The following is an 18,747-nucleotide window of genomic DNA, read 5'->3' on the forward strand; positions in this document are numbered from 1 at the left end:
TTACTTCGACTCCTTTGCCGTATACTCTTCCAATTGTTCACGAATGTTTACTGGAGGGTTTTCAAACATAAAGCCTAGCAAGTCTGTAACGTTTTGCTTAGGTGTTTTATCTGCATCTTTAATTGCTTGCTTGATGTCCTCTTTCGCTTGTTCAACAACTTCGTTTTCTTTCTCTTCGCTCCAAAGCTTTTTGCCTTCAAGGAATTTACGGAAACGAATAAGTGGATCTTTTTTCGCCCATTCATCATCCTCTTCAGATGTACGGTAGCGAGTTGGATCATCACCAGCCATTGTATGTGCACCATAACGGTACGTAAGTGTTTCAATAAGTGTAGGACCTTCGCCAGCTAGAGCACGTTTACGCGCATCAAGGGTTGCTTTATAAACAGCCAATACGTCCATTCCGTCAACTTGAATGCCTTCAATTCCAGCTGCCACAGCCTTTTGAGCAATCGTTTTCGCCGCTGATTGCTTTTCAACTGGTACAGAGATAGCAAAACGGTTGTTTTGAACGATGAATACTGCAGGTGCATTGTACGCACCAGCAAAGTTAATTCCTTCATAGAAATCACCTTGAGAAGCTCCACCATCACCTGTATACGTAATCGCAATGTTTTCTTTCTTTTTACGCTTAAGTCCAAGAGCTACACCAGCTGTTTGGATAATTTGTGCGCCAATGATAATTTGAGGAACAACAATGTTTAATCCATCAGGGAATTGGCTTCCACCAAAATGTCCACGAGACCATAGAAACGCTTGGTGTAAAGGTAAACCATGGAATACAATTTGTGGAATGTCACGATAACCTGGTAAGATCCAATCTTCTTGCTCTAAAGCAAAGTGTGAACCAAGTTGAGATGCCTCTTGTCCAGCTGTCGGCGCATAGAAACCTAAGCGTCCTTGTCTGTTAAGGGAAATCGCACGCTGATCCCAAATACGCGTATAAACCATACGTCGCATAATTTCTTGTAGTTGTTCGTCGCTTAAATCAGGCATTTCTGATTCATTTACGACTTCTCCTTCTTCGTTAAGAATCTGGAAGGTCTCAAATTGTTCTTCAACTTGATCAATTGTCTTTGTACTCAATTTGTTCACCAATCCTTTCAATAGTTAAAAGCGGTATGTGAAGTCTTGCTTGTATACGTTTTTCATTCGAAAAATGCACTGTTAGCATGCCCAATCCTAATGAATACATAACCGCAATAAGTCGTTGTTAAACCAGACAACTATTTTAGCACTAAGCACGCGGTCATCTGTTACAATGAATTGTAATTACTAGTAGTACAACTTCTTACTGATTGTAAGTCTACATGAAGAGCACAATGATCGTCAATCCTTTTGCTTACATATTACTAACGTTATTTACTAACAATCTTTGGAAACGCTTCATGTTTAATGTGTTATAGTATACATTAAATCTGGACTAATACAGTTTGAACTTTACTCATTTCCCCTCCCTTTAGAACTTCACCGTATGAAAACGCCATCATTTTAAATTAGTTAGAAACGCCTATGCCGTACTAAAAACACCCTCCCTCATTTCCACTTTTGACAGTGTGCATGAGAGGGGGTGCACAAACACTTACCTACACTTATTCAAACCGTACTTCTAAATCAGATGCTTCATAAAAAGCTCGCTTTGCATCATTATAAGCTGTTGTATATTCATTAAACTGCTCTGTTGCTTCACGACGCTCTTCGTATTTTTGATTCGTTTCTTCAATATGAGCTGTTAATGTTTCTGCGTCTAACTCTTCGTCTTTTAACATTTCATATAATTGTTCATCCAAGTCTAACGATTCTTCGTAAATAGTATGTAGGTCTTGATAACTGGCATAACGATTATCCATCGCTTCTTGTACGTCGTTCGCTAAGTCAACTAAGTTTTCATCTTCAAGCTCCGAAAAATCAGCTACAGCATTTTCAAACACATTGTATCCTTCTTCAATGCTCTCTTGTTCATTAGAAAGTAATTCTCGTCTCTCTCCTACAGATGCAATGGCTTCATCTGCTAAGCGAACAATTTCATCGTAAGCATCCATGTCCAAATCAACAATTTGAGAATAGAGCTCAGCTTCATGTTCTTCCGCATCCATCATCGGTTGCTGTTGCTCATCAAATCCTTCATTTTCTATTTCAGCGGCCTCTTCTAATGAACTATGAATCGACTCGGTTGCTGTTTGTCCACAAGCTACTAAAAACAAGCTTGAAAACGCCACGGTCGCTATAAACCTTTTCGACAAAAACCTCTCCTCCTTCGAGCTTTCTCAACTCTTTTTTCTCTTCTCTCACAATATCTAACAATCGATCATTTGGCAAGCTTTTACTATTATAAAAAAAGATATAGGCATTTATCCAAACATTTTTTTCTTTCTTGCATAGGATGTGGATATAAATCGCCTAGTGCGGTGGTTATTAAAGGAGGAATTTCAAATGAGTTATGGAGAAAAGTACGGATATAACTATGGGTATGACCAATGCTGTGAGCCTTATGGCTATGGGTATGGATACGGACAACATTGTGGTGGAGGCGGTGGAAAAGGATTTGCGTTAATCGTTGTTCTTTTCATCCTTCTAATTATTGTTGGTGCTTCTTGGTTCTCAGGTGGCGTAGAAGAAGGTCCTGACTGTGATTACCAAGGTCCTGGCCACGGTCCAAAAAAATAAACGAAAAAGCGACGCGAGATGTTCGTGTCGCTTTTTTCTGCTTGCACATCGGATTATTTATCCTTAAACTATTGAAAGATAAGTAAAGGAGTGAAATCCATATGATCACAATGAAAGACGTGGTTCGTGAGGGACATCCTGTGTTAAGGAAAGTGGCAGAGCCTGTAGAAACCCCATTAAGTCATGAAGATAAAGAGACATTACTTTCCATGCTTGAGTTTTTAAAAAATAGTCAAGACCCGGAAACCGCCGAAACGTACGATTTACGACCTGGTGTTGGCCTTGCGGCTCCACAAATCGGTATTTCAAAACGATTATTTGCTGTCCATGCGACAGACGAAAACGACAAGCTCTATAGCCTTGGAATCGCCAACCCTAAAGTAGTTAGCCATTCTGTTGAACAAAATCAATTAGATAGTGGTGAAGGGTGCCTTTCTGTTGACCGTGAAGTAGAAGGGGTTGTTCCAAGACATGCTCGATTAACCGTAAAAGGAATCGATCACAATAATGAAGAGGTCACATTACGATTACGTGGCTATATTGCTATCGTGTTTCAACATGAGCTTGATCACTTAGATGGGGTCATGTTCTATGATCGAATTGAAGGGCTTGAAGATAAATTTAAGCAGCCGCTTCCTGGCTTTGCTCTTTAATTTCCAGTAACCCCCTCGTGTTTATTTTGTTTGTTGATACACACTATGAACAAAACAATGAGAGAGGGGGTTTTTCTTTTGTTAAAGAAGTGGCGTGAAAAACTCTTGAAACGGTGCAAAGATCTTTTGCCAAAGTCTTTATTTCTTGATGTGTAATTCAACTTAATTGTGGAAAGACTTGAAGCCATCCGGTATTATTTATACGGGTTGGCTTTTTGGCATTTCTAAAAAGCGTGATTTCCGATATAATAGATAAACAATGGTATTAAAGGAGAGGTTCATTCATGATCTTTAAAGTGTTTTTCCAAGAAAATCATACACAGGCGCCTGTAAGAGAGCGCACAAATTCCTTATATATTGAGGCTGAAAGCGTTAGTGATGTTCGTGCTAAGTTAATCGAACACCCTTACAATATCGAATATATTACACCGCTCACGGGTTCGTTTCTAGAATATGAACAGCAACGTGACGGTTATAAGGTTGTGAATGCATAAATGAAACAAGTAAAGAACAATCAAACCGCAGTTTTCGCTCTTGGAGGTATGGGTGAGATTGGAAAAAATACATACGGTGTTCAGTTCCAAGATGAAATCATCCTTATTGATGCAGGAATTATGTTTCCAGAAGATGATTTACTTGGCATCGATTATGTAATTCCAGACTACACGTACCTGGTAAAAAACAAAGATAAGATTAAAGGCTTATTTATTACTCACGGTCACGAAGATCATATTGGTGGTATCCCTTATTTATTAAGGGAGTTAAATATTGACGTGTATGGTGGGAAGCTTGCACTTGGATTGTTAAAAGGAAAGCTTGAAGAGCATGGTTTACTTCGCAATGCAAAGCTTCATCCGATAACGGAAGATCAAGTTGTGAAATTCACAAAAACCGCTGTCTCGTTCTTCCGGACAACCCATAGTATTCCTGAATCCTATGGAATAGTGGTGAAAACTCCTCCTGGGAATGTTGTTCATACTGGTGACTTTAAGTTTGACTTTACACCTGTAGGAGAACCAGCCAACTTAACAAAGATGGCTAAAATTGGCGAAGAAGGCGTCCTATGCCTATTGTCTGATAGCACGAACAGTGAAATTCCAGACTTCACCATGTCTGAACGAAAAGTTGGTGACAGCATCAACAATATTTTCCGTAAAGTCGACGGTCGAGTCATTTTTGCCACTTTTGCTTCCAATATTCATCGCTTACAGCAAGTTATTGAAGCAGCAGTTGCCAATAACCGTAAAGTCTGCGTGTTTGGTCGTTCCATGGATTCGGCTATAGCGATTGGACAAGAGCTAGGACATATCGTTGCGCCAAAAGGAACATTTATTGAGCACTCTCAATTAAATAAGCTTCCTGATAATCAAGTCACCATTTTATGTACGGGTAGCCAAGGAGAACCAATGGCTGCTTTATCTCGTATAGCATTCGGTACTCATCGTCAAATTCAGATTATCCCTGGTGACACGGTTGTCTTTTCAAGCTCTCCGATCCCTGGAAATACACTTTCTGTCGGTAAAATTATTAATCAACTTTATCGCGCTGGTGCAAATGTTATTCATGGACCACTTAATGATATTCATACGTCTGGTCACGGCGGACAAGAAGAACAAAAGTTAATGCTTCGCTTAATGAAGCCACAATATTTCTTACCTATTCACGGTGAATACCGGATGTTAAAAACCCATAATAAGCTGGCGCAAGCATGTGGTGTTTCAGCTGATAATTGCTTTATTATGGACAATGGCGATGTTTTAGCGCTTCACCCAAATGAAGCTGGCGTTGTTGGTAAAATCCCTTCTGGTTCTGTTTATGTTGATGGGAATGGTATCGGCGATATTGGAAATATTGTTTTACGTGACCGCCGTATTTTATCAGAAGAAGGTCTCGTTATTGTAGTCGTTAGTTTGGATATGAAGGAATATAAAGTGACTGCGGGTCCTGACTTAATATCTAGAGGCTTCGTTTATATGCGAGAGTCTGGGGACTTGATTCATGAAGCGCAAAAATTACTTACTGCTCACTTGCATCAAGTAATGGAACGAAAAACAAACCAGTGGTCAGAAATCAAAAATGAAATTTCAGACTTACTAGGACCATTTCTATACGAAAGAACAAAAAGAAAGCCAATGATCCTACCGATTATTATGGAAGTGTAATGACAAGCTGTCCTATTAAAGTTGTTTCTTTAGCTTTAATGGGATAAGCTTTTTTTAAATCCAGTAACATTGCTATTTTCCAATCACTTTTTGAGAAATTTGTCCAAATATGATACGCTCTTTTTGCAACAAAAAAGGAAAGGGATGAACATATGTTTGAAAATCTTAACGATTGGCTTTATCACCCAATCACGCAAACATTATGGCAAGTTCTTTTTGCCATTATTATTTATTTTATTGTTCGATCAGTTGGTAAAAACATCATTAAAAAAGTATTTAATAAAAAACAATCGAAGCAAGTGTCAAAAGCACGGTTACAAACACTTGAGAAGTTGCTTTTAAATGTATTTTCATACGTGCTATTCTTCATTATCGCCTTCAATATACTTGATACCCTCGGGTTTAACTTAGGGCCAGTTCTTGCTGCAGCCGGTGTTGTTGGTTTAGCAATTGGCTTCGGTGCTCAAGGGTTAGTGAGCGACGTTGTAACTGGTTTCTTCTTGCTATTAGAAAGACAGCTAGAAGTTGGGGACTATGTTACGGCAGGTGGTGTTGATGGAATTGTAGAAGAGCTCGGGTTTCGCACGACAATGATTCGAGGTTTTGACGGGACGCTTCATTATTTGCCAAATCGCAACATTACTAATGTAGACAACCATTCACGCGGGAATATGCGTGCCCTCGTTGACTTAACAATTCCATCAGGAGAGCAAACCGATACTTCTATTAAAAAAGTACAAGCAGCAATCCAGTCTTTTGACCACCCTGCTTTAGTAACAAAGCCTGAAGTAATTGGCGTTGAAACAAATGATCTTTCTGCTACTGTTATACGCGTCATTGCTAAAACAGAAAATATGCAACAATGGGCTGTTGAACGTGAATTACGTAAAGTCATCCGTGCTTATTTTGAAACAGAAGAAGACGCTTAAAAAAGAGTCTGCCGAAATCCATTCGGTAGACTCTTTTTTCTATTTGTTTTGATTCGATAACACTTGTTCTACCCGCTCGCCTACTTCTTGAGCAGTTAGACCATCTGCTGACACAATACTTGTTTGCCCTTGAGGGCTCATCCCTGCCACATCTGCGTCTCGACCTGAAACAATACAACAGTCGCAATCGTTTGTCTCCGTAGTCTGTTGCATATGAACAACGTCATGTCCTCGTGACTGAAGCTCGTTTTCAATATCCGTTAATCCTGTTTGAATCGCGATTTTAGCCATATGAATACCTCCTTTTATCAATCGTTACGAAACCTAGTTTGCAACGATCGTAAGGAAACTATTCATCCTTGTTTTTGGTTTAAAAACGAACACATATGTTCAACGGCTAATGTGATCGCTTCTTCTTGGGGGTTCAACCTTGCATCATGAAGACCAAACGAGCTGTCGACCCCTAACCAAAACATGAGTCCTGGATAGGCTTTAAGAAAATAACCAAAATCCTCTCCAGTCATTGCTTCTTTCGCATGTACAAACTGAACGGCGGACTGGGCTTCACTAAAAGCGATAAAAGCTTGTGTAAGAACTGTATCATTGTTCACTTCACAATAATTCGAGCCATAGTCAATGGTCGCTTCGCAAGAAAAGCCAACTTCGATACCATGAGTGAGCGCTTCAATCCGTTGTTTTACTTTCTTCATAGCATCCATTGATAATGTTCGAATGGTTCCTTCCACTCGCGCCCCACTAGCAATAACATTTTGCTTGGTTCCACCTTTTATTACGCCAATCGTAACAACAGCAGAATCAAGTGGATCAACATTTCTCGAAACGATTGATTGCAATTGCGTCACAAAATGAGCAGCCGCTACAACCATGTCATTTGCTGTATGAGGATAAGCGGCATGACCGCCTGTTCCTTTAAAGTCAATAAAGAGCTCAGATGTATTGGCAAATAGCAAACCCGGCTTCGTTGAAATCGTTCCAACAGGCAAATTAGGATCAATATGAAGAGCGTACATTTCTTCCGGCTTCCACTTATCTAATACTCCGGATTCAAGCATTGGTTTTGCTCCACCCGGGCCTTCCTCAGCTGGTTGAAATACAAACAACAGTGAAGTTGGCGGTTCATTTTCACTAAAATAATTGAGCATCCCTAGAGCAATTGTCATGTGAAGATCATGACCACAAGCATGCATGGCGCCTTCATGTAGTGAACGATAGGAAAGGTTCGTTTCTTCTTGAACTGGTAAACCATCCATATCTGCTCGATAAGCGATGGTGTAAGGGGATTTCCCGTCAACCTTTACAATAACGCCAGTTCGCCACGTCGTTACAGTTAACCGTTCTTGGTTTAACGCACCGACTGTGTCTAAAATTAAAGCTTGCGTTTTGTATTCTTCAAACCCAAGCTCGGGAATTTGATGGAATTTACGTCTTAGTTGGATAAGTGCTTCATCATTCATACGTTCAGCTCCTGCTCCACCTCTTGCAACACGCTCGTAAAATGTGCAATAAACAAATCAACTTCTTCACTTGTTACGACCAGAGGTGGTAATAAGCGTATAATCGTTCCCTGTGTTAGGTCAACAAGCACACCTTTTTCGATCATACGTCGTTGAATAAACGCTGCTTGCTTCGGTGTTCCTTTAGTTGGTAGCCCCATCATCATTCCCCGTCCTCGGAAACGGTCCAAAATATGTGGGAATTGTGCTTGTACGTCTGATAACCCTTTTTGTAACTGCTCCGCTCTCATACGACTAGTATGAAGCAGTCCCTCCTCAAGCAAGTCTAAAACGGTTAATCCTAACGCACAGCTTAAAGGAGACGGCGCAAAGGTTGTTCCGTGATCCCCTGGCGCAAATAAGTGAGTCAGGCGTGGGCTTACGATCATTCCGCCTAATGGAAGACCTCCACCAATCCCTTTTGCAAATAAAATAACGTCCGGCTGAACATTAGCCTGCATATAAGCAAATAGCGTTCCAGTTCGTCCCATTCCTGTTTGAATTTCATCCATACAAAAAAGAACATGATGGGTTGCGCACAATTGTGATACAGTTTGCACATACTCATGTGACAATGGAACAACGCCACCTGATCCTAACACTGGCTCCATTACGACAGCAGCTGGCTTCTTTTGAATAAGAATGTCTTCCAACCCTTTTGCATCTTCAGGCTCTACTTCATACACAGGTAGGTCATGTAACGGAAAATCTTGATAGACACCTTCTTGCCTCGTTAACTTCATAGCACCGAGGGTCCGTCCATGAAAGCTCCGTTTTAAAACAACAACGCCCTTTCTAGAGAAATCATGCTGCTTGCTCCATTTATGAATAAGTTTGATAACCGCCTCGGTCGCCTCTGCGCCAGAATTCGCAAAAAACACCTTTCCACCGATTGTCCGCTCCGACAATTTTTCAGCGAGCTCGACAGCAGGTTTATTTACGTATAAATTTGAGATATGTAGAAACTTACTTCCTTGGGTTTGAAGTGTTTTTAAAATAGCAGGATGTGAATGACCTACTACATTGACCGCTAAACCTGTTATAAAATCCAAGTACTGACGGCCTTCTTCATCAATTAAAAAGCTTCCTTTCCCCTCACTAATAACAAGAGGAAGTCGGCGATACGTGCTCATTAATGCTTGTTCATCTCTTTTTAGCCAATCCATGATAAAGACTCCTTTTTATGAAAACAGCTTTGCCTTAAAGGCAAAGCTGGATTATCAAATTAATCTTCATTTAAACGACGAAGCTCTTGCTTAATTTCTGTTTTTCCTTTTGTTTTTTCGTCGATTTGCTTAATCACTTTTGCTGGTGTACCAGCAACTACTGTGTTAGCTGGAACATCTTCTGTAACAATCGCTCCTGCTGCAACAACAGCACCCTCTCCAACACGTACCCCTTCAAGAATGACTGCATTCGCACCAACCACTACACCATCTTCCACAACAACCGGTGAAGCAGATGGTGGTTCAATGACACCAGCTAAGACAGAGCCTGCACCGATATGACAGTTCTTTCCTACTGTTGCACGTCCGCCAAGTACAGCGTTCATATCAATCATTGTTCCTTCTCCAATAACGGAACCAATATTAATACTGGCGCCCATCATAATGACAGCACCTTTACCAATTTCTACTTGGTCGCGAATAATTGCACCTGGTTCAATACGTGCTTCTATTCCTTTTAAGTCAAGTAGCGGGATGGCTGAATAGCGTCGATCATTTTCAACAACATAATCTTCAATACTAGCCTCGTTCTCTTTTAAAACTGGCTCAATAACAGCCCAATCTCCAAAAATAACCCCAGTCGTGCCATTAAAGAACGTTTGTACTTCTTCAGCAAATGATAGCTTCTCAAGCTGTCCCTTAATATGTATTTTTACAGGTGTTTTCTTCTCTGCTTTTGAAATAAATTGAATAATTTCGTTTGCATCCATCATGTTCATCTGTATAGCCTCCTTATATCACTGTTCATTATGATAAAGTGTGTTTCGAAAAAATGCAATGGACTAGCTTAAGATCCATAGAATAAATGTAATGGAGAACAAACTAAATAAGGTTGTAATGAGCGTAATCGTTGACACTAACTTAGGTCTTGCATCAAATCGAACCGCGTACATAACAATCGTCGCTGCACTTGGCATTGCTGATGAGACAATAAATACATTTCGAAGCATCTCATCTATTGGTAAAAATAACGTAATTCCATACGCTACTACTGGCGAAATCATCATGCGGAGAAACACACCAACACCAATTTTTTCCCAATCAAATTGCTTCCACTCAATCATGGCAAGCTGCATCCCAAGAATAAGCATCACAACTGGAATCGCTGCTTCAGCGACTAAATCAATGGATGCAAACAGTTGGGCAGGAAAAGGAATTGAAAAAACATTTAAACTAAGAGCGATAACCGTCGCATACGTCGCAGGCATTTTTAGAATTGCTTTAAGTGCAACCGTAATGGTCGCTTTCCCTCTCGCTGCATAGTAGACACCGAAACTATTCATTATGATGGATTGCAAGACCATAAAGGAAATGGCAAGTTCAAAAGCAGTCTCACCGTATGCAAATAAAATAATAGGTGTTCCATAGTTTCCAACATTCATAAAGGCTGTCGATAAGATCATTCCGCTCTCGTCTTCGATCGATAATGATCTCGTTTTTGCATATATTTTTGCAAGAATAATTAATATAAACATTAACATAATCGAAAATAAAACCATATAAAAATAGTCCATATTAAGAGGAGATGTATAAAATGTACGGAAGACGAGGCATGGTGTTAATATGTAAATAGCAACACTTGATATGGAACGTATATCAAGCATAAACGCTCGCTGGAGTAGAAATCCTGCTCCAAAAATGCAAAAAACAGGTAAAACGACTTGAAAAAATAGTGTCACAAAGGTCAACCTTTCTTCTTACAAAAAAATAAACTAATATATAAACAACGTATAATCTTTTGCTAAATCAACTTTTTTAACAGTTTGATTGCTTCGGCCAGCGCTGTCTTCTTGCGGAATCATCGTCACAATTGGACGGTGAGGCAACCCCTTATTTTGAGAAACGACGACACCATAGTTTCCGTTCGACAAACGCACCTGACTTCCAGTTGGAAAAAACGTCACACACATCATAAATGCACTTAAACTGAACGAACTGTATCGCTTAGGGGCAAATGCTAGCATAAATTCTAATGCTTTTGCAAAACTCATTAATGGTTTCTTTTTTCGCTGATTTGTTAATCGATCAAACACATTTGCAACAGCGATCGTTTGTGTTATTTCATGAAGGAAGTTCGCTTTTATCCCCCTTGGATAGCCGCTTCCATCAAGAGATTCATGATGACTAAGAGCAACAATAGAAGCTAAAGGGTCTAGGTTTCTTTGCGTTTGCAAATAGTTGTACCCTCGCCAAGTATGATCATCCCCTAATACTTGATTTTCTTCATTAAATTTCTCCGAAACGACTTTACCAATATCGTGAAGCAAGGCTGCTCGCACTACCCGCTTTAATTGCTGCTCATTAAACCCATTTTCCATCCCTATCGCTGTAGAGAGAAAAGCAACCGTTAAAGAATGCTGATACAAGCCTTCGTCCATCCTATTAAGCATTGTTAATGATTCTTGCACTTCAGTTTGTTGTAACACTAGTGTGAAAATCTCTTTCAGCTTATTGTTCCAGATAAGTGATTTTTCTTCAACAAGTAGCTGTTGATTGGACATATATAGGCGAGTATGCGCGCAGCAGACTGTCTCATCAGCATTATGTTGTGATAGTGGGACTAACAACGGCAACGTATCAATACCAAATTGCTTTAACCGTTTTAAATGAATGGCCGTTAAAGAAACCCCTTTTCTTAAAAGGATTTGTCCATCCAGGGAAAAAATCTCTTTGCCTAACAAAGATCCAGGCATTACATCTTTTAGACGAACGTATTTCGTCTCTAACCCAACTACCATACACATACCCCCTTCAATCGTTAACGCTTTCATTATTATAACGAAGGAACGATGATTTAGGAAGTAAGCAAGCAAAAACCTTGCACAGCTATGCAAGGTTCGTTAACTTTCTGCTTTTTCCAACTGATACTGTTCATGTTCGTGGGCGTCAAATACAACAATAGGTTTTAGTACAGACACACCTTCTTTCGATAAAATATCCAGAATTTCATAATTAATCTCTTCTTTAACTTCATGCCATTCCGACCAAGCCACGGTTTTTGTGAAATAGTAAATAAAAATGTTGTAGCTCGATTCACCAAATTCGTCAAAATAGATCATCACTGTATCTGTTACAACACCTGGATGACTAATGACAAGCTTTCGAATTTCTTGGACAGAATGCTCTAAATCCGATCGAGTGGTTTCTTGACCAACACCAATTGAATAATTGACTCTTCGCATATTCATCTCGGACCAGTTCGTTATCGCTTCATTTGATAACGTTTTATTTGGTACAACCACAACAGCATCTGCAAACGTTCGGATTTTTGTACTTCTAAATGTAATATCTTCTACCGTACCTTCTACTGAAGCAGATGATATCCAGTCGCCTTTTTTAAACGGCTTTTCCGTAATAATGACGATCCCTCCAAAAAAATTAGCAACCGTTTCCTGAGCCGCTAATGCAAACGCTAATCCACCTAAACCAAGACCAGCAACAAAACCATTGACATCAACGTCAAAGCTAGAAAGTACGGTTACAAACGTAAGAGCGATGACGACAAAACGAAGAATATTTGAAATAAACGGCAGCAGCATATGGTCGTCGCTTAATTGAAGCTTATTCTTTGTATAAGCCATAAACGTACCGTGAGTAGAAACGTAGTTGTATAATCCCCAGCCACCAAGAATGATTAAACTTGCATTAAACAAATTTTGTAGGGCTTCAATATCGGAAAAATTGACGCCGTAATAAACAAGTGCTACTCGAGCACCAATAATGACAAAGAGAAAACGAAGTGGTTTCTCATAAGAAAGCAACAGTTGAGTAAGAAGTGTTGCATGCGTTTTACGTGAGAGCCCTAAAATTACTTTAAAGAGATACGTAATAAAAATCTTTCGAAATACAAGAAACAAACTAAAAATCCCAATAGCAATCAGTAACCTAATCCATGGAAATTCCACAAAAAAGCTAACAATTGAATCCCAAATCGTGCTCATGGTCCAACTCCTCTTACAATCGATCTACCCGTATTCTAGCATGGAGAAAATGTTTAGGCTATTGTAAAAGAATGCGAAATAAACGACCCATTTTGGATTTTTGGTTAATTGTGTAAAATGTCGGTCGATTGTTAACATAGGCAACAGGCTTTGACTGAAGCGGAATAACACGCATCGTTAGCAACCCTATTAAAGCGATCATAACAATAAAAACATCTACTTTACGAATAAGCATCCTCGTTTATTCCTCCACTTTTTTCGTTAGTATGCAACAGGATCTAAGCAATTATTTGATTGCCCATGATTTTGTTTAACAGAAGCTGTCTATACTAATAATCGTGACAATTTTGTAGACAGATAAAGACTTCATCAAAAACACACAATTTATTGTTACAATACAAGAGAACATGAATTGGAGGGTTACAAATGAAACGTAGTTTTACAAGTTTTTTACTTTTACTTACACTTATGTTAGCACTACCTAATTTGGCTCAAGCTCATTCACATCAAGAGTCATCTTCACCTGAAGAAAATGAAGAAGTAACGGCGCCTTTAGACGAAATAACCGTCACGTTTGATTCAGGTATTGCTAGTGGAAATATGACGGTTACAAACAATACATCAGGTGAAGAAGTAGAACCTGATTCCGTTGACGTGGAGTCAAATGCGATTATTGCCTCTTTTAGCGAACCACTTCAAAATGGGGAGTACGTTGTTTATTGGGAAAATATTGGTGACGATACCCACCACATCGATGGTGAGTTCACTTTTGTTGTTAATGTTGAAGAAGAAGGTGAAGAGGAGTCAGCTGTAGAAGAAGACATAACTGAAGAAGAATCTACAGATGAAGCAACAGAGCAAGAAACAGATGTCGAGCAAGATCAGTCTGAAACAGAAACAGCAGAATCTGGTTCTGCCGTTCTATGGATTTCCATTATCCTAGCCATTCTGTTTATTGGCGGTTTAATTGGTTTTGTTGTATCTCGTAAGAAAAAGAACTAATTGAAGTGGAGAAGTCACTGATGTGGCTTCTTTTTTTTGTTGCGAAGCGACTGTATTTGTCGACTTCTTCGATTTAAGATCATTCGTGTTTCTTACTAAAAATACATTCTGGTCATATAGGTGTGAAAACGTGTGTTTACGCATTCACAAGCAGTACCTAACTTGTTCCTTTTTTAACCCGACTACACACGATTGAAAGAACAAGGAAAAAATGTTTAAAATCAAGAAGTTTTCGTTTTGAGATTGAACACTTTCAGCTATAATAGTAATAAGAAATTGTTTTTCAACACATTTAATTTGATGACTACAGATAGCCCCTTTACAAATGTTTATGCTTGGCTACATTAAAATCACGTGTTGTGTTGTATTAAAGGAGGTTGTCTTAAATTATGCTTAATCGCACCGTTTTAAAGAAGCTCTTCATGGTTATTCTGATTGTCGCAGCGGTGCTTTTCGTTTACTTTAATTTCTCGGCGTTTATGCCTATTCTTTTAGCTTTATTGACGGCAATGATTTTTGAACCATTTGTCAAATTCTTAAAACGAAAATTAAACAGTGAGCGTCGACTTCTACCTGTAACGATTGTCTTCCTTTCGTTTTTACTTATTTCAGGTTTGGTACTGTATGTTTCAATTAGGTATCTAGTGGAATCGATTTATGGTTGGTCATTACAAGTTCCTCAATATGCATTTGAAGTACAGCAGTTTGCAGATGAAATGATTGAAGGATTTCAAAATACATTAGAAAGTATTCCTCAAGGAACAGCGATTATTGCTGAATTAGAGCGACTGTCTACTACAATGGTCGATGCCGTTCTCGGGTTTACAGCAACTGTTATCACGACTGTTGCTTCGTGGTTGCAATCAATACCTAATTTACTCTTTGTTGCGTTGATTTATGTAATTACATTGTTTTTATTCAGTCTTGATCTACCACGTCTATTAAATAACACCTTTAATTTATTTAAAGATGAAACATCACAAAAGCTCCGATTTGTTTTTCAACGAATGGGGAAAGTGTTTTTAGGTTATTGGAAAGCTCAGTTTATATTAAGTGTAGGCGTTTTTATTGTTTGCTACATCAGTTTACTGTTTATCGCTCCTGGACCTGCGCTTATTATGTCAATTCTAATCTGGGTTGTCGATATTATTCCCCTTTATGTTGGACCTGCTCTTATACTCGTACCTTGGGGGTTAGTAGCAATGATTCTCGGAAACACGGCTCAAGGAATTCAGCTTATTGTCCTTGCACTCGTTCTACTCATTATCCGTCGAATTATTGAACCAAAAGTATTAGGTGATTCAATTGGTTTAAATGCTTTACCAACTGTATTATCGATGTACTTCGGTTTTGTTTTCTTTAATGTTATTGGTTTAATTCTCGGTCCATTTGTTTACATAGCGATTCGATCGGCAAAAGAAGCAGGCTTATTTCAATTAACAGCTGAAAAAGCGCCTATACCGAACAACAAACACTCTCTTTAATAGAAAAAGCGCAACGAACGGTTCATTCGTTGCGCTTTTTGGCCTGTTAAAGATTTGTTAACGCTTCTTCAATGGTTTCATGTCCGCTTGTTAAGTCAAACGATTGATTTATCGTACGCTCATCTTCAAGGCACGCGATTATCACATTGGCAACATCTTCACGTGGGATGTCTCCACGATCCAATTCCACGTTTATTTTCACTTTACCCGTTCCTTCATCATTTGTTAGGCCACCTGGGCGGATAATTGTATAGTTTAGACCACTTCTTCTTAGCCACTCGTCTGCATAATGTTTAGCCGCACTATAGTATGGGGCTTTCGACATCCAGTTATTGCGATCATGTACGCCAATTGCACTAACAATCATAAAACGGTTAACATTTGCTTGTTTCGCCGCTTCCATTGACTTGATGGCTCCATCAAAGTCAATCATCATCGTCTTGTCTGCCCCTGTGTGACCTCCAGAGCCAGCTGTAAAAACAACCGTGTCAACATTGTCCATTATTGAAACTAACTCCTCTACGGTCCCCTCAAGGTTACCGATTACAGCATGTATTCCTAAGTCTTCATAATTTTCTTTTTGTTCCGTTTTTCGAACCATTGCAATCGGCGTATGATCTGTATGCTTTTCTAACTTTTGGACGATATGCCGACCAATTTGTCCGTTTGCTCCTATGATTAGTACATTCATTATTGACTCATCCTTTCATTATTTGCACTTTCTTTACTATACCCTAGTCTAAAATGAGAAAAACATTGGGGAATCAAGGATCGGTGCCAAACGAAAAAAAACACCGCTTAGATGAGCGGTGTTTTACGATGCGCTGTACAAGATTTGAACTTGTGACCCCTTGCCTGTCAAGCAAGTGCTCTCCCACTGAGCTAACAGCGCATATTTTTATGTATGACCAACAAGATACATCTTAGCAAATAATCTTTAAACCGTCAATCGTTTTTTCGTACTTTTACTAGCGCAATTATTGTGCAATTGTGTCGTTTTCATGCTAAAATACGAGTATTATGATAGAGAGATGGTGAACGCTGTTGGAATCCGAAAGTTTTAGTACCCCTCGACTAATGTTACGTGAGTTAACGCTAGAAGACGCAGCATCGCTCTTACCCATTTGGTCTGACATCCGTGTCACAAGGTACATGAAAATTGAACGATTAACAACGGAAGAGGAAGCGCAGCAATTAATTCAATTATTAAAAAGCCAAATTAAAGCTGGGCAGTCCTCGCGATATGCAATTATCTTAAAAGACACCCACACCATTATTGGTACATGTGGTTTTGAAAGCTTTCAACCAGAACATCAAAGCGCTACGATTAGTTATGAATTAGGTAAACACTACTGGGGAAAAGGATACGCGTCGGAAGCTCTATGGGAAATTATTGAAGACGGTTTCCAGCGACGTCGCATACATCGTATTGAAGCGCGCATTGAACCTGAAAATGACCGTTCCATCCATGCACTACATAAGCTAGGCTTTATGCATGAAGGTCGTTTAAGAGGTGCGCTAAAAAAAGGAGATAAATTTGTTGATCAACTAATTTTCTCCATCCTGGCTGAAGAATTTGAGTCATCCCTACGGTAAAAAAACGTGCGCGATCTCGCGCACGTTTTATTCCTTTTCAATCTCGTATCCTTGATCTTCAATTTCTTGTTTTACCTTGGATAAAGTTACAACGTCGCGATCATATTGTACAACCACTTCTTGCTCTTCTAACGACACCTGAACTTTTTCTACACCCATTAACCCTCCAACAGCTGATTCAATTGCTTGAACACAGTGCTGACAAGACATTCCGCTTACCTTTACTTTCTGTTCCATGTTGGACAGCTCCTTTAAGATTTACTTTGAAAAACGACTAATCACGTCTATTAATTCTGAGATAGCTTCATCACCATTTCCATTTTTCACAGCATCTGCTACACAATGTCTTGAATGATCTTCTAGCATTGTCATACTCACTTTCCGCAACGCTGCTTGAATTGCAGATAATTGGATGAGCACATCTACACAATATCGATCTTCTTCCACCATTTTTTGAATCCCGCGTACTTGTCCTTCTATTCGTTTAAGTCGATTGGTCAACGACGTTTTGTCATCATGATGTCGGTGTGTTTTTTGTTCCATTTGCTGCTCACTCAACCGTGTCACCCCACTTTCTTTTAGTATACAAGATCAACTATTGATTGTAAAAGCAACGAACTCTATCATTGACACGTTGCGTTCAATACGATATGTTTTGTTGGTGAATGTCTTAAATTAGAGAGATAAAATCTATATAATTGGGAGTGTAAATATGGAGAAGGCAACGATTTTTTTTGATATTGATGGGACTCTTTTAGATGACAACAAAGAATTACCTGTATCTACAAAAGAATCGATTAAACAGCTGCAAGCCGATGGACACCATGTCGCGATTGCAACTGGACGAGCTCCTTATTTTTTCAAAGAGCTAAGAGAAGAATTACAGATTGATTCTTATATTTGTTTTAATGGGCAATACGTTGTTTATAAAGGTGAGATTATTTATCAAGACACATTAAATCCGACAACGTTTAGCCGTTTTGAGCGCTATGCTACTTCGGTTAATCATCCGCTCATCTTTATGTCAGCAGAAACGTACACAGCGAATCATGCTGAACACCCACATATTCTTGAAAGTATCCATTCATTAAAATTAGATTTACCTTCGTATAATCCAAATTATTACGAGCAAACCAACTTGCACCAAGCACTTCTCTTCTGTAAACCTACTGAAGAGGAACAGTATCGCGAACGGTTTCCTGAGTTTAAATTTGTACGCTGGCATCCCCTTTCCGTAGACGTACTGCCTGCCAACGGCTCAAAAGCCCTCGGTATTTCTAAATTTATTGCCCATGCAGGAATTGATTTAAAACATGTATATGCATTTGGCGATCAACTAAATGACCTTGAGATGCTTTCTTATGTTGAACACGGGGTTGCAATGGGCAATGCGCCACAAGAGGTGCAAGCACAAGCACGCTACATTACGAAGCACGTGAATGAAGGCGGAATTAAGCATGGCCTTTCTCTTGTGGGATTATTATAGGCTTTAGACGTTCTGTCTACAGAAAAAAGAGCAATCGGCCGATTGCTCTTTTTCTTAGTTACAGTATGTAATTATCGGCAGTTTACA

The 18,747-nt window shown here is 39.3% G+C and carries 21 protein-coding genes, 1 tRNA gene and 1 pseudogene; 9 read left to right on the forward strand and 14 right to left on the reverse strand.

All coding sequences use genetic code 11. The annotated features are described in order from the left end of the window. Entirely contained in the window at positions 1–1,086 is a 1,086-nt protein-coding gene (gene pdhA / locus FPV17_RS13340; protein ID WP_035395838.1) for a pyruvate dehydrogenase (acetyl-transferring) E1 component subunit alpha, read from the reverse strand. 506 nt (positions 1,087–1,592) lie between these two features. Beyond that, on the reverse strand, positions 1,593–2,243 hold the full coding sequence (locus tag FPV17_RS13345) for a YkyA family protein (protein ID WP_052008053.1): 651 nt from the start codon (positions 2,241–2,243) through the stop codon (positions 1,593–1,595). Positions 2,244–2,535: 292 nt separating this feature from the next. Between FPV17_RS13345 and FPV17_RS22595 the strand changes: the two are divergent. The 5 genes and pseudogenes from FPV17_RS22595 to FPV17_RS13370 all read left to right on the forward strand — a co-directional run. Continuing rightward, positions 2,536–2,607 (forward strand): annotated as a pseudogene (locus FPV17_RS22595) (YjcZ family sporulation protein); the annotation flags it as partial. A 161-nt stretch (positions 2,608–2,768) separates the two neighbouring features. Further along, complete coding sequence (gene def, locus FPV17_RS13355) at positions 2,769–3,320, forward strand: peptide deformylase (RefSeq protein WP_035395834.1); 552 nt, start codon at positions 2,769–2,771, stop codon at positions 3,318–3,320. Positions 3,321–3,604: 284 nt separating this feature from the next. After that, positions 3,605–3,814, forward strand: a complete 210-nt coding sequence (locus tag FPV17_RS13360) for a DNA-dependent RNA polymerase subunit epsilon (RefSeq protein WP_035395832.1) — start codon at positions 3,605–3,607, stop codon at positions 3,812–3,814. Further along, on the forward strand, positions 3,815–5,482 hold the full coding sequence (gene rnjA, locus FPV17_RS13365) for a ribonuclease J1 (protein ID WP_144559232.1): 1,668 nt from the start codon (positions 3,815–3,817) through the stop codon (positions 5,480–5,482). Positions 5,483–5,634: 152 nt separating this feature from the next. Next, positions 5,635–6,411, forward strand: a complete 777-nt coding sequence (locus FPV17_RS13370; protein WP_144559233.1) for a mechanosensitive ion channel family protein — start codon at positions 5,635–5,637, stop codon at positions 6,409–6,411. A 39-nt stretch (positions 6,412–6,450) separates the two neighbouring features. Here the strand turns inward: FPV17_RS13370 and FPV17_RS13375 are convergent, their stop codons facing one another. From FPV17_RS13375 to FPV17_RS22000, 8 genes are all read right to left on the reverse strand, one after another. Next, entirely contained in the window at positions 6,451–6,702 is a 252-nt protein-coding gene (locus tag FPV17_RS13375) for a YkuS family protein (protein ID WP_144559234.1), read from the reverse strand. 62 nt (positions 6,703–6,764) lie between these two features. Continuing rightward, a complete protein-coding gene (locus FPV17_RS13380) occupies positions 6,765–7,886 on the reverse strand; it encodes an N-acetyldiaminopimelate deacetylase (protein WP_035395830.1) in 1,122 nt (373 codons plus the stop codon). After that, positions 7,883–9,091 carry an aspartate aminotransferase family protein gene (locus FPV17_RS13385; protein WP_035395829.1) on the reverse strand — a complete coding sequence of 403 codons (1,209 nt, stop codon included), beginning with the start codon at positions 9,089–9,091 and terminating at the stop codon, positions 7,883–7,885. Before FPV17_RS13385 ends, FPV17_RS13380 begins: the two co-directional genes overlap by 4 nt. 59 nt (positions 9,092–9,150) lie before the next feature. Continuing rightward, entirely contained in the window at positions 9,151–9,870 is a 720-nt protein-coding gene (gene dapD / locus FPV17_RS13390; RefSeq protein WP_060703927.1) for a 2,3,4,5-tetrahydropyridine-2,6-dicarboxylate N-acetyltransferase, read from the reverse strand. 63 nt (positions 9,871–9,933) lie between these two features. Beyond that, complete coding sequence (locus FPV17_RS13395) at positions 9,934–10,830, reverse strand: AEC family transporter (protein ID WP_035395853.1); 897 nt, start codon at positions 10,828–10,830, stop codon at positions 9,934–9,936. A gap of 33 nt (positions 10,831–10,863) precedes the next feature. Next, positions 10,864–11,889, reverse strand: a complete 1,026-nt coding sequence (locus FPV17_RS13400; RefSeq protein ID WP_186370622.1) for an HD-GYP domain-containing protein — start codon at positions 11,887–11,889, stop codon at positions 10,864–10,866. Between the two features lie 102 nt (positions 11,890–11,991). Further along, on the reverse strand, positions 11,992–13,092 hold the full coding sequence (locus FPV17_RS13405; RefSeq protein WP_144559236.1) for a mechanosensitive ion channel family protein: 1,101 nt from the start codon (positions 13,090–13,092) through the stop codon (positions 11,992–11,994). Between the two features lie 58 nt (positions 13,093–13,150). Next, complete coding sequence (locus FPV17_RS22000; protein ID WP_158332003.1) at positions 13,151–13,327, reverse strand: hypothetical protein; 177 nt, start codon at positions 13,325–13,327, stop codon at positions 13,151–13,153. Positions 13,328–13,518: 191 nt separating this feature from the next. Between FPV17_RS22000 and FPV17_RS13410 the strand changes: the two genes are divergently transcribed. Next, complete coding sequence (locus FPV17_RS13410; RefSeq protein WP_035395822.1) at positions 13,519–14,094, forward strand: copper resistance CopC family protein; 576 nt, start codon at positions 13,519–13,521, stop codon at positions 14,092–14,094. Between the two features lie 389 nt (positions 14,095–14,483). Next, positions 14,484–15,578 carry a sporulation integral membrane protein YtvI gene (ytvI, locus tag FPV17_RS13415; protein WP_144559237.1) on the forward strand — a complete coding sequence of 365 codons (1,095 nt, stop codon included), beginning with the start codon at positions 14,484–14,486 and terminating at the stop codon, positions 15,576–15,578. A 46-nt stretch (positions 15,579–15,624) separates the two neighbouring features. Here ytvI and FPV17_RS13420 read toward each other — a convergent pair whose 3' ends face one another. Beyond that, the gene (locus FPV17_RS13420) at positions 15,625–16,269 is read right to left on the reverse strand and encodes an SDR family oxidoreductase (RefSeq protein WP_035395819.1); all 645 of its coding nucleotides are present in this window, start codon (positions 16,267–16,269) and stop codon (positions 15,625–15,627) included. A gap of 129 nt (positions 16,270–16,398) precedes the next feature. Next, positions 16,399–16,470, reverse strand: a tRNA-Val gene (locus tag FPV17_RS13425). Between the two features lie 152 nt (positions 16,471–16,622). On the opposite strand from FPV17_RS13425, the gene FPV17_RS13430 reads away from it, so the two are divergent. Next, positions 16,623–17,174: a GNAT family N-acetyltransferase gene (locus tag FPV17_RS13430; protein WP_144559238.1), complete on the forward strand. Its 552-nt coding sequence runs from the start codon at positions 16,623–16,625 to the stop codon at positions 17,172–17,174. 27 nt (positions 17,175–17,201) lie between these two features. Here the strand turns inward: FPV17_RS13430 and FPV17_RS13435 are convergent, their stop codons facing one another. Together FPV17_RS13435 and FPV17_RS13440 are read right to left on the reverse strand one after the other, a co-directional pair. Continuing rightward, positions 17,202–17,411, reverse strand: coding sequence for a copper ion binding protein (locus FPV17_RS13435; RefSeq protein WP_144559239.1), 210 nt, complete (start codon positions 17,409–17,411; stop codon positions 17,202–17,204). A 21-nt stretch (positions 17,412–17,432) separates the two neighbouring features. Beyond that, a complete protein-coding gene (locus FPV17_RS13440; RefSeq protein WP_144560491.1) occupies positions 17,433–17,717 on the reverse strand; it encodes a metal-sensing transcriptional repressor in 285 nt (94 codons plus the stop codon). 169 nt (positions 17,718–17,886) lie between these two features. On the opposite strand from FPV17_RS13440, the gene FPV17_RS13445 reads away from it, so the two are divergent. Then, positions 17,887–18,660, forward strand: a complete 774-nt coding sequence (locus FPV17_RS13445; protein ID WP_035395814.1) for a Cof-type HAD-IIB family hydrolase — start codon at positions 17,887–17,889, stop codon at positions 18,658–18,660. Positions 18,661–18,747: the final 87 nt, after the last annotated feature.

It is taken from the genome of Shouchella miscanthi, assembly GCF_007725405.1.
In the GTDB taxonomy this organism is placed as follows: domain Bacteria; phylum Bacillota; class Bacilli; order Bacillales; family Bacillaceae_D; genus Shouchella; species Shouchella hunanensis.

Excerpts from the sequence above, each read along its gene's own strand:
- FPV17_RS13360 (WP_035395832.1), top strand. The coding sequence starts at position 3,605 with ATGATCTTTAAAGTGTTTTTCCAAGAAAATCATACACAGGCGCCTGTA.
- rnjA (WP_144559232.1), top strand. The coding sequence starts at position 3,815 with ATGAAACAAGTAAAGAACAATCAAACCGCAGTTTTCGCTCTTGGAGGT.
- def (WP_035395834.1), top strand. The coding sequence starts at position 2,769 with ATGATCACAATGAAAGACGTGGTTCGTGAGGGACATCCTGTGTTAAGG.
- FPV17_RS13380 (WP_035395830.1), bottom strand. The coding sequence starts at position 7,886 with ATGAATGATGAAGCACTTATCCAACTAAGACGTAAATTCCATCAAATT.
- FPV17_RS13435 (WP_144559239.1), bottom strand. The coding sequence starts at position 17,411 with ATGGAACAGAAAGTAAAGGTAAGCGGAATGTCTTGTCAGCACTGTGTT.
- FPV17_RS13370 (WP_144559233.1), top strand. The coding sequence starts at position 5,635 with ATGTTTGAAAATCTTAACGATTGGCTTTATCACCCAATCACGCAAACA.
- dapD (WP_060703927.1), bottom strand. The coding sequence starts at position 9,870 with ATGAACATGATGGATGCAAACGAAATTATTCAATTTATTTCAAAAGCA.
- FPV17_RS13410 (WP_035395822.1), top strand. The coding sequence starts at position 13,519 with ATGAAACGTAGTTTTACAAGTTTTTTACTTTTACTTACACTTATGTTA.
- FPV17_RS13440 (WP_144560491.1), bottom strand. The coding sequence starts at position 17,717 with ATGGAACAAAAAACACACCGACATCATGATGACAAAACGTCGTTGACC.
- FPV17_RS22000 (WP_158332003.1), bottom strand. The coding sequence starts at position 13,327 with ATGCTTATTCGTAAAGTAGATGTTTTTATTGTTATGATCGCTTTAATA.
- FPV17_RS13405 (WP_144559236.1), bottom strand. The coding sequence starts at position 13,092 with ATGAGCACGATTTGGGATTCAATTGTTAGCTTTTTTGTGGAATTTCCA.
- FPV17_RS13420 (WP_035395819.1), bottom strand. The coding sequence starts at position 16,269 with ATGAATGTACTAATCATAGGAGCAAACGGACAAATTGGTCGGCATATC.
- ytvI (WP_144559237.1), top strand. The coding sequence starts at position 14,484 with ATGCTTAATCGCACCGTTTTAAAGAAGCTCTTCATGGTTATTCTGATT.
- FPV17_RS13445 (WP_035395814.1), top strand. The coding sequence starts at position 17,887 with ATGGAGAAGGCAACGATTTTTTTTGATATTGATGGGACTCTTTTAGAT.
- FPV17_RS13375 (WP_144559234.1), bottom strand. The coding sequence starts at position 6,702 with ATGGCTAAAATCGCGATTCAAACAGGATTAACGGATATTGAAAACGAG.
- FPV17_RS13400 (WP_186370622.1), bottom strand. The coding sequence starts at position 11,889 with ATGGTAGTTGGGTTAGAGACGAAATACGTTCGTCTAAAAGATGTAATG.
- FPV17_RS13385 (WP_035395829.1), bottom strand. The coding sequence starts at position 9,091 with ATGGATTGGCTAAAAAGAGATGAACAAGCATTAATGAGCACGTATCGC.